This is a genomic window from Actinomadura nitritigenes, from assembly GCF_017573545.1.
Taxonomy (GTDB): Bacteria; Actinomycetota; Actinomycetes; order Streptosporangiales; family Streptosporangiaceae; genus Spirillospora; species Spirillospora nitritigenes.
Genome location: NZ_JAGEOK010000032.1, coordinates 77,091 through 89,266, shown reverse-complemented (window position 1 = coordinate 89,266; position 12,176 = coordinate 77,091). Strand labels below are relative to the sequence as shown.

The following is a 12,176-nucleotide window of genomic DNA, read 5'->3' as shown; positions in this document are numbered from 1 at the left end:
GTGGACGCGGCCGACCGCGTCACCGCTCGCCGGCAACACCGCCTCGGCGCGCACCCGGACGTGAGGCGGATCAGTCTCACGGGTTCGGTGCCGACCGCGCGGGCGATCGCCGCGCCGCCACGCTGAGGCAGGGCGGCCCCGAGTGGTCGCCGGGGAGCACCGGACGGCAGCCGCTGATCATCTCCAGGCCCCGCTGCGTCCCGCCCGGACGCAGGCGCTCCAACTCGTCCGGGCCGGGCGGCCCAGCGGATGGAAACCGTGCGCCTGTAGTGGACGAAACGGTCGCGCAGGTGCTGCCCGCCGCACCATATCTGCGGGCCGTCCGGACGCGGGGCTCGAAGTAGACGTCCTCGAACGCCAAGCGCTTCCTGGTAGGAGACGGGCGAGCCGCGCCACAGCAGGTCCCAGGTCTTTCCAGTTGCTCGTCCAAAATCACGCCGCGCCCGAGCGCCGCGTACTCGTCGCGGCTCCAGTCACCGTCGGCTGGACGACAAGGTGCCCTCCGCCAGCAGGTCGAGCATGACGAGGTCGCGGATGAGGAGCGGCGCGACGACGCGCGAACCGGGGGCGTGCGGGTCAGGCGCGTGCGCTAGCCAGATGCGTGGGGGTCAGGCGCGGGGGCGGCGGCCCGAGCGGCGCGGCGGGAACGGCGACTCGGTCCGCAGCGCCTCCCGCCGCGCGTCGCCCTCCTCCTCCAGGTGCTCGACCATCGAGCGCAGCGTCTGCGCCAGCGCCCGGTTCTCGTCGCCGCTCAGCCGCTCCACGACGAACGCCTCCTCAGCGTTGAACGCCGGGAACAGCCCGCGCATCAGCTCCTGGCCCTTGTCGGTCAGCCGCAGCAGGACGAGGCGCCCGTCCGTCGCGTGCGAGCCGCGCTCGATCAGCCCGCGCCCCTCCAGGGTCTTGACCACCCCGGTCAGCGTTCCCTTGGAGATCCCGGCCTCCTCGGCGACGTGCCGGGTCTCCATCTCGTCCCAGATCCACACGACCCACAGCACGACGAACGCCGTCCAGGTGAGGTCCGCGCCGCGCAGCACCGAGCTCTCGAAGTGCTGCCGGATCGCGGCGGCCGCGCGGTAGATGTTCGAGACCGCCATCATCGCGTCATGGCGCAGCGGCACGTCGCCGAGCCGCCGCTGCATCGCCTGCTCGGTCTCTTGCAGTGTGTGATGGCCGGTCACGGCGTTCCTCCCCGGATGCGGCCCGGCGCCTCCGCGCGGGCCGACTGCGAATCTACCCTCGTCGGCATTTCATTTGAGGCCATACGACCTGGCGAGGAAACTCCTGCGCGCCCGAGCGATCTGTGTACTCGCAGGCCCGCACCGGCACCGCGATCTGCACTTGGCGATCGGCGAAGTCGTGTCCCCCCTCGCCCTCCGGCACTGGACTCAGCCGCATCGGCGTCCCCCGAGATCGTGTTCTCTGTCGTCGCCCGCCCCACCGCCGGTGGCCTCATCACTCACGGGCCTGGACGCTTCGTCTCCGCCCTCATCTCGTACAACACCATGCAGATCGGCCTGTACGGGCTGTTCGGCTTCTCCAAGGCCGACCTCCTGAAGTTCAGGACCAGCCTCGACCCGTCCTGGTGGACGACGGCGCTGCTCGGCGTCGCCGTCCTCGGCTTCCGGCGCGCCGACCTCAACGCCCGCGTCCTCGGCGTGCTGCTCGCCGCCGATTTCCTCACCGTCCTGATATCCGACCTGGCCCAGCACGCGGACGCCCCATCCGGTGTGTCGCTCGCCCCGCTCGGCTACACCATGGCCAGCCTCATGCAACTAGAGGTGGCCGCTCTCTACAGCGAGGAATGCCACTCCGAAGATCACGTCGGGAGGCTCTTCGTCGACCTTGCTTACATCTCCCTGGTCGCCAGCCTCTTCGCGGCACTCCCACAACGCCGTGGCCTGGCACTTCTTCTCACTCGGCCGCGAAGGCGTCCTGCCTGCTCCGCCGAGCCGGGTCCACACCGCACACGGCTCCCCTCACATCGGACGGCTGACCCAGATCGTGCTCGCCGCAGTCGTCGTGACGGTCTTCGCCTTCTCCGGCAACAACCTCGGCCCCGCGCTCTTCAACTGGCTCACCAACCTGGGCGTGCTCGACGCCATCCTCCTGCTGACCCTGTCGTCGGCGGCAGCCGTGGCCTCCTTCGCGGACGACCACCACGGCGAGAACGCCTGGAATTGCCTAGTCGCCCCGCCCGTCGCCTGCTGGGACTGGCTGCCGTATTCGTCGCCAGCCTGTTCAGCTGCGACGCCCTGCTCGGCGCCGAAGAGCGCTCTGCACTCACATGGGTGCTGTCCGAAATTATTCTCGCCGCCGCCCTTTTGGGCATGGGCTTTCGCGGTCCACCTCCGCCTGACCCGTCCTGGCTCCTATGCCCGCATCGGAGGGTCGGCCGAAGAGATCGCCTCGTAGTCCAGCCAGACGTCCCGAAGGAACTATTCTCGACGGTTCGCGGGCCTTGCATAGCTGAGCTGAAAAATGGGGCGCGCACGACCCCGATCGGATTCGTCGTTGCCGCCGATATTATGGCCGAGGAGATAATGCGCGAGCAGCAGATCTCCTGCGCGCCCTGTGATCTTCAGGGGCTCTGGGGGGCGATCCTCGGGTGCGCGCAGAACATCCACGGGCTGTGCCGGCGGAAATATCCGGCGTGCCTTGGATGAGTGCCCGGCCAGACCCACAGATTTCCGGAGTTCTCGCTGAGCTGGTCGGTCATCAAGGGGTCCCGGCAAGCATGGTGATGGTGTCGCGGATGGGACCGCCGGTCGGCTCGGCATCGGCGGCGTCGATGTGAGGCGCGCCGTGTCGAGAAAGTGGAAGTGGATCCTGCGCTTGTCGGCGGCGGGTGGTGCCGCGACGGTGACCTCGTCGATCTGCGCATTGCTCAACATTCGATCGACCATGGACCGCCCGTCTGATCAAGAGCGGCTTAATAACGCCAAGCGACCGGAGCCTCGTTGGGGGCTGGGTGGCTTCCGGGACTTGGCGGGGCGACGCTCCTTGGGATTGGGCAGTGCGCTGGTGGCACAAGATTCTTCGGGCGGGTGGGGAAGTGGCGAGGAGGGGTGTTCGAGTAGTCCTTGGAGACGCTGCTCGGATGTCCTTCGGGGGGTGTTCTTCGATACGGGGGATGGGTGTTCGGGTGGTGGGGTGGCGCTGGCGTACGGGGCCGCCCCTCCAAAGTCAAGGGCGCCTTCGGCGTCGCTTCGCGATGGACTTCGTCCACCCTTGACTTTGGAGCCTCTGCGGCCCCTGAGGCAGCGTTAAGGGGCAGGCTCCGCCTGCCCCGCTCCGGGTCGCGCCACCCCACCACCCCCCTCCATCAGGGACCAGGGCCGCTCGGGGGGTGCTCCAAAGAACAAAGGTTGCAAGGCCCGCCGATCTTTCCCGCCGAAAAAAAATACCGGATGGAATGTGGCGTGAACGGCCATGAATGTCAGTCACGCAGGGTACTATTTATGTATGCAATCAGTGACGGTCGACCTTGAGGTCGCGTCCACCATGGAATTGGTGAACGCGCTCTCAGTCATCGCCACTGAACTCGCCTCAAGGGAAGCCCCGGAATCGGCGGCCGCATGCCTGGAACTCACCGAAACCCTCGTGGCCGCGTCCGATATGCAGGAAAGCGCGCTCGCCGGTTTCATCGGCCGAGTCGACGCCTGCGGGGAGCAGGCCCGGTGGGGATATCCCTCCACCCAAGCATGGCTGCGGTCCCGGCTCGGCATGCGCGACAACCGCGTGAAGGAACGTCTGGTGCTGGCGCGGCAGCGGCATCGTCTGCCCGAGGTCTGCGTCCAACTCGCCTCCGGTGACCTGTCCTACGGTTACGCCGTCACCGTCGCCGACTCGGTCTCGCGCCTGGACGACACCGACTGCGCCGAGGCGGAGGCGACCCTGCTCGGCTTCGTCGATCAGGGGTTCTCGGCGGGGAAGGTCGCCGCGTTCGGGCGGCGTATCCGTGACCTCATCGCCGACCGCGACGACAGCGAAGATGCGCCGGATGAGGACACCAAGCGCGGTTACGACAAGTCGTGGCTCACGACCACGCGTTCTCTGGACGGTGGCCGGTATGTGAAGGGGTGGCTGAACCCTGAGGACGCTGCGATCTGGGACGGCACTCTGGCGCCGCTGGCCAAGCCGGCCAGGCCCGACGACCGCCGTGACCTCCCCGAACGCACCGCAGCGGCACTGTCCAGCGTCCTGTCGGGCGGGCACAAGGCTTCCAAGGTGACCGTGATCTGCGACCTGGAGACGCTGACCGGTGGTAACGCCCCGGCCCGCTTGACCGACGGCACTCCGATCCCCGCCGCGCAGGCGCGACGCATCGCCCTGGCCGCTGGGGTATCGCCCCTGCTGCTCGGGCGTGGGAACACTCCGCTGTATCTTGGATATCGGGAGCGGTTCGCCTCCGCAGCGCAGCGGCAGGTGCTGGAGACGCTCTACTCCTCGTGTGCTGTGCGGGGCTGCGAAGTGCCCGGGACACTGTGCGAGGTCGACCACGTCCACGGGTGGGCACTCGGCAACAGCCCCACCGATATCGACCAGCTCGCCCTCACCTGCGGGTGGCACAACCGGTTCAAGCACACCAACCCCGACCAGATCCAGATCACCAAAGATCACGACGGGCGGTACGTCTACCGGCTACTCCCACCAGCCGACGCGCGGGGCACGAGGGGTGCCGGACCACCGGGCAGCATCGGGCCACCCGACAACCCCGCGCTCGACTGGGCCGCATAACCGCACCACCCCGCCACACCGGACCCGGTGATGCCCTGCGCCGGTCTACCGCCCGCATCCACCCGGTGACGGGCGGCCCCGGCATGCCCACACCACAGACGACGGCGCCCCCTCACACCGGTGCGCGCCCCACCAGACACCCCTCAGCAGAGACCACCCCAACCCACCCGGCCACTGCACCGCCCAGGCACCGACCCACCCCACACCACCCTGGACTGGGTCTGCATCACCACCCCGCCCCAGCAACACGGCACCCGGCCACACCCTGCCCCAGGCCATTCGCACCCACCCCCATCAGGGGCGAGCCAGCCTCCCTCCATGACAGAGCCATGCCAACACGGAAGCGCGATACGGATGCAATGGCCGAGACCGCCCCGGCGAACGCAGTGCGCCACCCCTACAGGCCGCAATGCAAGAGCCATCACCAACACCGGATCACAAGCGACTCACACCGACGGGCCTGGCGACGGCCGGGAGCGAACTGCCGAGAAGGGGGCTTCGTTCCTTACGGAGGGGGGTGGTGGGGTGGCGCGACCCGGGGCGGGGCAGGCGGAGCCTGCCCCTTAACGCTGCCTCAGGGGCCGCAGAGGCTCCAAAGTCAAGGGTGGACGAAGTCCATCGCGAAGCGACGCCGAAGGCGCCCTTGACTTTGGAGGGGCGGCCCCGTACGCCAGCGCCACCCCGCCACCCGAACACCCCTCTTGCCAATCTCCCGAACACCCACTTCGGAGATTCCCGGCCCCTTTCTCGCCAGGCATCCAGGGGCCTTTACGTCCGAAGACCACCTCTTGAACACGACCCCACGCCGTTTCGTCGTTCACCCGTAGACAACCCGCCCCGCCGTTCGTCACACGCACCTTTCGCGATGCGCCTGGCCCCTTCCTGCGCCCTGGCCTCTGCTTGATACGCCGGGCTCTTGGGTCATGTGGCCAGCGCTGCAGGTATCCGCCGGGTGCCCGTCACCCCGAGCGCAGGTCCTCTGGTGCATCAACGCCCACCAAGCCGCCCCATCCCCATCCAACGCCTTGGGCCTGCGGCGATGAGGGAAGCGGCAGCGTGAAGAACTGTGCGGGAGCACTCCTGCTCACACCACGCCCCAGGACGAAGGCGGTCGCGCCGGCCTGAGCGTCGAGACGACAACCTCAAGCGTCAGCACCACGTGTGGCGCCGTCATGCGGTGTTACGCCGAGGACGGTGCGCGGTGCGCCCAGTGCGGGGTCCAGGTGTCGGGGGCGGCGGATGGGGAGCCGAGGTGGGCGCGGAGTGCGGTGAGGGCGGGGTGCTGGTTGTCGCGGTGCCAGATGAGGGAGTGCGGGTAGACGGGCGTCGGGTCGTGGACGGGGATGCGGCGCAGGCCGTAGTCGGCGGGCCATACCAGGCGGGTCTGGTCGCCGACGAAGGTGGCCAGCGCGGTGGAGTCGGCGATGGCGTCGAGGAGCGGTTCCAGGCCGAAGTGGGGGCCGACGGGGTCGATGGTGAGGCCGAAGGCGGCGGCGAGGTCGTCGTAGAAGGCGGCCCATTCGGTGCCGGGGACGATGCCGGGCATCCAGATCCGGTGCCCGGCGAGGTCCGCGGGGCGGACGGCACGGGCGGCGGCGAACGGGTGGGACGGGCCGGTGACGAGTTGGACGGGTTCGTCGAGGACACGGGCGGAGTCGAGACCGGCGGGGAGCCGGTCGGGGGCGGTGAGGGCGCGGAACGACGCGTCGATGGTGCCTGAGGCGATCGCGTCGAGCGCGGCGGCGGCGTCGAAGAGGGTCACGACGTCGAGGTGGGTGCCGGGGTGGGCGCGGTGGAAGTCGCGGAGCAGCCCTGCGGGGGCGAGCCGTCGGCCGATCACGTCGACGCGGAGCGCGCGGCGGCCGGGGGCGACGGAGGCGATGGCGCGCTCCTCGGCCTGGAGGAGGGCGCGGGCGTGGGGGAGGAACGCCTGCCCGTCGATGGTGAGGCGGGCTCCTCGGGCGGTGCGCGTGAACAGGCGGACGCCGAGGTCCTTCTCGAGGGCGGCGATGCGCTTGGAGACGGCCTGCTGGGTGATCGACAGTTCCGCCGCGGCGTCCTGGAAGCGGCCCGCATCGGCGGCGGCGGTGAAGGTGCGCACGGCTTCGAGGTCCACGCCGCCCGACCCTAGCCGCGGGGGTTCGGATCGGGGACTTGATCGTGCTCATGTTCGACTCGCCGGCGAGCCTGGGGTCCGCCTTCCCGCGCTGGAGTAGGGGGCAGGCCAGGACGTGGACGCCCAGCCGGCGGAGGCGGCGATGGGCTTCTCGACCGTCGGTCGGGACGGCTCCCCGACAAGGGAGTCGAAGAGTCGCAGGTCGGCGGCCCTTCGGGGCCTGCTCGGCCGCTGGGTTCGATGGACGCCAGGTGCCTCGGGTGGCCGTTGACGAAGCCGTCGGACGGTTCGCGCAGCCATGACAGCTTCGGCGTTCCGCAACCCCGCGTCGCCGTGGAGGCGTTTCTGCGCCGGGCGTCGCCCGTCTGCCACTTTCGCGCACTGCGTGCCACAGCGAGGACATGTTCGCCGACCCGTGCCGGTTCGGGGTGATGCGAGGCTCGGACGGCCACATCGCGTGCGCGAAGGGTGCACTTCTGCATCGGTGGCGCGTCGGGCCGGGCGGAGATGGGCGCATGTACGGGGAGCTGGTGACGGTCGCTCCCGCTTGATCGTTTCTGGTGTGTTATGTCCGGGGACGCTGCCATACTGCCCGCCATGTCCCCGCTGCTCCCGGCAGATCCCGCACAGTCGACCCTCTACCTGGACTGGGTCGAGGAGGCCGATCCCGGCGCCGCGCCGGGCGCGGAGAAGCTGCTCGCTACCCTCCGCGCCGGTCTCGGGCGCGCGTACGAGCGGCCCGGCCGGTTCCTGGACGACATGAAGCGCGAGGCGCGCGGCCTGCCCGCCGCGCACCTGCCGTGGTTCTGGGACACCGTCGGCCACCGGCTCGCCGGGATCGCGCCCAGGCACGCCGCCGCCGCGTACGCGGACGCGCGCGACGCCGAGGCCCGGCACGCGCTGCCGGTCGACGATCAGTACCGGCTGGACAACGCCCTGCTGTTCGCGCGGGCGGGGGCGATCGGCGCGGCCCGGGTCCGCGAGCACCAGGAATGGCTCGCCGCGACGTACCCCGCCGACCGTGCGCACCGCGAGTTCGCCCGGTTCGTGGCCGCGTGGGGGAGGGGCGGCGCGGCGCCGCCCGCCGACCTGCACGCCCGCGTCCGCAAGTCCGCGAGGACCGCGGGCCTCGGGCTCGCCGAGGACGCGGCGATCCTCGCGCAGGCGCTCGCCGACGCGCGCGGCACCGCCGTCCCCGACGGCCTGCTCGACGGGGCCGCCAAGGTGTTCGCCAAGGCGGCGCCGCCGCCCGGGCTGCGCGCCGGGCTCGCGGAGGTCTTCCCGATCGGCGCCGTCGACGGCGCCGCCTGGCTGCGGGCGCTGGACGCCGCCGGGGTGATCGACGCGATGGCGTCCGGCGACGTCCGGCCGTCCGGCGGCCTCGCAGGCTGGCTCGGTGCGTTCTCCGCGCATTACTCCTTCGTCCGCGTCCCGTACGGCGGCATCAGCCGCCAGCGGATGCCGGACAAGTTGTTCGCGGCGCTGCCGAGGCTGGCGCCCCGGCTGCGCGCCGAGGCCGTCCCGGTGCGGTTGCACGAGTCCCGTTACCGCGGCGCCGCCCACTTCGACGCCGACCTCGTCGACGCGTGCCTCGCCGAGGGCGTCCCGGTGCAGGACCCGGGCCGGGGCACGCCGCTGCACTTCTGGGGCGCGGAGTCCCGCCGCGACCTGAAGGCGCTCGCCGCCGACCCGGTGCTCGGCCCGCGCCTGGAGGGCACCGTGCACGCCCGGCTGCGCGAGGGAACCGCGATCTCGCGGCTGCCCGAGACGCCCGGCGTGGAGAAGGCCGTCCACGACCGGCTCTCCGCGCTGATCGGCCAGGTCGCGGGCGGGGGGCTCGGCGCAGCCGGCCGCGCCCTGCACGCCCTCGACGGCCTCCTCGACCCGCCGACCGCCGCGGCGCTGGACGGCATGGGCGACGCCCTCGCGGCGCTCGACCTCGCCGTCCCGCTCGCCCGCACGCTCCGCGCCGGCGTCATCGCCGAACTCGGCTGGCCCGCGCTCGACGCGGCGCTCGCCGACCTCGGCGAGGACGTCCTCGGCGCCACCTCCACCTGGCCCGTCCTCACCGTCTACGGCGGCGGCCGCGCCATCGCGGTCGACCACGCGGACCGGCGCGGCGAGTGCGCCTTCTCGCTGCCCGCCGGGACGAGCGTCCGCACCGTCCACTACGCGGGCGGGGACTTCCTGGTCGGGTGGTCGGAGCGGGACGGCGCCCGCGGCGTCGACCGCGCGTTCTGGGCGAGCGCCCCCGGCGAGGTGTTCGAGCCGGAGAACAAGCTCGGCATGGTCGCCTGCCGTGGGCTGCGCAGTGGCGGCCAGGGCTACCAGTTCGAGGTCGGCGGCGGCCGCTACGACGGTGAACGCGTCCTGCTCCCCGGCGGGCGGGAGGGCATCGGCGACCACGAGCGGCAGTACGGCGACGGCACCCGCATCTGGAGCGCGCCCCGGTACGCGTACTCGCGGGCGGACTGGGCCGTCCTCGATCCGGCGACGGGCGAGCGCGGCCCCGCCGCCGTGCCGCCGGACTTCCTCGCGGCCGACCCGCCGGACGGCGCCGCCTGGGACGACGACTGGTCCAGCCTCGTACGCCTTCCCGGCGGCGTGACCGCGTCGCCGCTCGGCCGGTCCGGGGGCCTCGCCGGGTTCCGCGTCGCCAGGACGGAGAGCGACAGGGGCGGCGCGCCGGCGGGCTGGACGATCGAGGGCACCGACGGCCGCCGCGCCACGCTCCGCGACACCGGTGATGTCGGCGACCCGTGGGGCCTCCTGCGCATGCCCGGCGGCCCCGACCTCGTCGTGGCGGTGGAGGACTCCAACGCCTACGTGCCGATCCGCTGCCACGACGCGTCCGACGGCACGCTGCTGTGGGAGGGGCGCGCCTACCCCGCGGGGAAGGCGCAGTGGAGCGTCGACCCGCAGGGCCGCCCGATGCTGCCGCCGCCCGCGTTCTGGCACTTCCTCGCCCCGCGCGACACCGGCTCGTCGCAGGCGCTGCGCGGCACGACCGAGCGGGCCGCCCGCGCCCTGCTGGACGCCGCGCCGTCCCCGGAGGCGGTGCGGGACGCGCTGGCCCGCGAGATGCCCGAGGTCACCGACCCGGCGATCGTCTCCGGCGTCGTCGACACGGTGCTGCGGGCCGCGGACGTGCTGCGGCGCCGCCGTGCGCTGTCGCGCCGCGTCGAGGTGGTCCGGTCCGGCGCGACGGTGCGGCCGCCCGCCGAGACCCCCGACACCGACCTCGACGACGCGCTGCTCGGCCTGCTGCCCCCGCCGCCCCGCCTCGACGGGCAGGAGCGGTCGCCCCGGCCCGCCACCGTCACCGCGATCGCCGCCGACGGCCGGTTCCTCGCCGGCGCGATCGACGACGCGACCCGGCTGGTCAGCCCGCCCGCGCGGCCCCTCGACTGGGCGCCGCTGCTCGGCGCGATCGACGCCGCCGCGTGGCGGCTCGTCGCGCCGTCGACGAGCGACGCGGACCGCGCGTCCCTCGCCGCGCTGCTGCGCACCTGGGCGGACCAGCCGTTCGCCCGCTCCGGCGCCTGGCGGCGCGGCTACGCGACCGGGGCCGCCCTCGCCGGGCTGGACGCGACCGTCGCCGTCGGCGCGGTCCCGTCCGCCGGCGGGCCGATCGCCCCGGAGCGGGCGCACCGGTTCGTCCAGCGCGCCGACGCCCCGGAGCCGGCGGGCGCGACGAAGACCGAGACCGTCACCGTCACCCGCGACGACGCCGCCCGCCTCCGCCGCCTCCTCGACCTGTACGAGCGGAACGGGCCGCTCGCGCCGGACGAGGACGCCGTCGCCGCGTTCGTCGGGCGCACCGGCGTCCGCCGCGCCGTCGCGGCCCTCGTCCTCGACGGCCTGCCCCGGCGCGCCTACGAGGGCGGCGACCTCGTCACCCGGTTCGACGCCCACCGGAAGATGCTGCGCGCCAAGCCGTACTCGGCGACCAAGGAGGTCGCGCAGGAGGCCGAGGACCTCTCCCACCGCCTCGGCGTCGCCGGCCGGCAGCGCGTGGTCGCCGCCGGCATGCCCGACGACCCCGCCGAGCTGTGGGCGGCGGGCGGCTTCACGGCCGCCGCCGAGCGCATGGCGGAGGCGTGGTCGGGGCTGCTCGGCCGCCGCGCGGCCGTGGACGAGGACCTGGTCGCCGACCTGGAACGCGACCTCGGCCTCCCGGACTCCTGGGCCGCCGCCCTCGCCGACCCGGCCGCGTCCCCGATCGCCGCCGGCGACCTGACCTGCGTCGTCGCCGACTACGAGCCGTACGGCATCGGCGTCCACACCGTCTCGCCCGACGGCACGGCGAACCGGCGGCGCATGGATCACGACCCGTACGTTCCGCTCGCGTCCGTGCTGGTCTGGGCGCTGACGGAACGGCCCGTCGGCGACCCGGCGGTCTCCGGCGCGCCCGATCTCGCGGCACGGCTGCGGGCGCGGCTGGCCGCTCCCGGCCTGCTGCTCCCGCTCGGCCTCTGCTCCCTCGGCGACCCCGGGCGGCGCAGGGACCTGTTCGGGCCGGACGTCCACCCCGTCCGCAGGGCGACCCGCGACGGCGTGTCCGCCGGACCGGACGGCGACGCGTTCGCCTTCGACGACGGCCTGCTGATCGTCGACGGCCGGCGGTCGCTCGCGCCCGTGATCCTGCGCCCGTCGGCGCTCGCCGACCGGGCCGCCCGCGCGCGCCTCGAACGCCTCTGCGCCGACCACGGCCTGGACCGCCTGCTCCGAAGCGTCCAGGGCACCGTGCTGCGCGCCGAGGCGGTCGCCCGCATGGTCGCCCGGGCCGCCGCCACCCCCGTGCCGCCCGGGGGGTACGAGGCGAACCCGCTGCTCAGCGTCCCGGACCTGGTCGGCGAGGCCGCCGCCGAGACCGGCACGAGCGAGGACGCGGCCGTCCTCTACCTGCAGCTGCTCACCCTCGTCCGCCCGACCGACCGCAACGTCCGCCGATGGAACGGCTGGACGGCCGCCCGGCACAGGGCGGCCCAGGCGGAGCTCGTGGACCGCGCCCTCGTCCAGCAGGACAAGCGCCAGCGCGCAGGCCGCACCGCGTTCGTCCCCGGCGAGTGGACCGTGCTCAAGGCACCCGAACTCCCCGTGGAGGCCGCGAAGCTCGCCGCCCACGGCGCCGAGGAGATCCGCGGCAGGAGCGTCGGCGGCCCGTTCACGCGCCTGCTGCCCCCGCGCCCCCTGCACGAGATGTTCGAGGACGCCTGGACCGCCCGCCGCCGGCCCTGACGCCCGCCGCCCGCCGGTCGACCCGGCCTGACTCGCGGGGGTTCGTCATGGACCGAACCATGTTCGGCCGGATGGGGCA

General features: G+C 73.0%; 6 protein-coding genes. 3 read left to right on the top strand and 3 right to left on the bottom strand.

Annotated features, from left to right (window positions below; all coding sequences use genetic code 11):
* Nucleotides 1-608 precede the first annotated feature (608 nt).
* Nucleotides 609-1,181 (bottom strand): MarR family winged helix-turn-helix transcriptional regulator, encoded by a 573-nt coding sequence (locus J4557_RS38085; protein ID WP_208271657.1) that lies wholly within the window; start codon nucleotides 1,179-1,181, stop codon nucleotides 609-611.
* Between the two features lie 207 nt (nucleotides 1,182-1,388).
* Nucleotides 1,389-1,712, bottom strand: coding sequence for a hypothetical protein (locus tag J4557_RS38080; RefSeq protein ID WP_208271656.1), 324 nt, complete (start codon nucleotides 1,710-1,712; stop codon nucleotides 1,389-1,391).
* A gap of 184 nt (nucleotides 1,713-1,896) precedes the next feature.
* Between J4557_RS38080 and J4557_RS38075 the strand changes: the two genes are divergently transcribed.
* Nucleotides 1,897-2,415: an APC family permease gene (locus J4557_RS38075; protein WP_208271655.1), complete on the top strand. Its 519-nt coding sequence runs from the start codon at nucleotides 1,897-1,899 to the stop codon at nucleotides 2,413-2,415.
* Nucleotides 2,416-3,474: 1,059 nt separating this feature from the next.
* Nucleotides 3,475-4,740 carry an HNH endonuclease signature motif containing protein gene (locus tag J4557_RS38070; RefSeq protein WP_208271654.1) on the top strand — a complete coding sequence of 422 codons (1,266 nt, stop codon included), beginning with the start codon at nucleotides 3,475-3,477 and terminating at the stop codon, nucleotides 4,738-4,740.
* 1,180 nt (nucleotides 4,741-5,920) lie between these two features.
* Here the strand turns inward: J4557_RS38070 and J4557_RS38065 are convergent.
* Nucleotides 5,921-6,856 (bottom strand): LysR family transcriptional regulator, encoded by a 936-nt coding sequence (locus J4557_RS38065; protein WP_307800445.1) that lies wholly within the window; start codon nucleotides 6,854-6,856, stop codon nucleotides 5,921-5,923.
* A 597-nt stretch (nucleotides 6,857-7,453) separates the two neighbouring features.
* Between J4557_RS38065 and J4557_RS38060 the strand changes: the two genes are divergently transcribed.
* The gene (locus J4557_RS38060; protein WP_208271653.1) at nucleotides 7,454-12,097 is read left to right on the top strand and encodes a serine/threonine-protein kinase; all 4,644 of its coding nucleotides are present in this window, start codon (nucleotides 7,454-7,456) and stop codon (nucleotides 12,095-12,097) included.
* Nucleotides 12,098-12,176 lie beyond the last annotated feature (79 nt).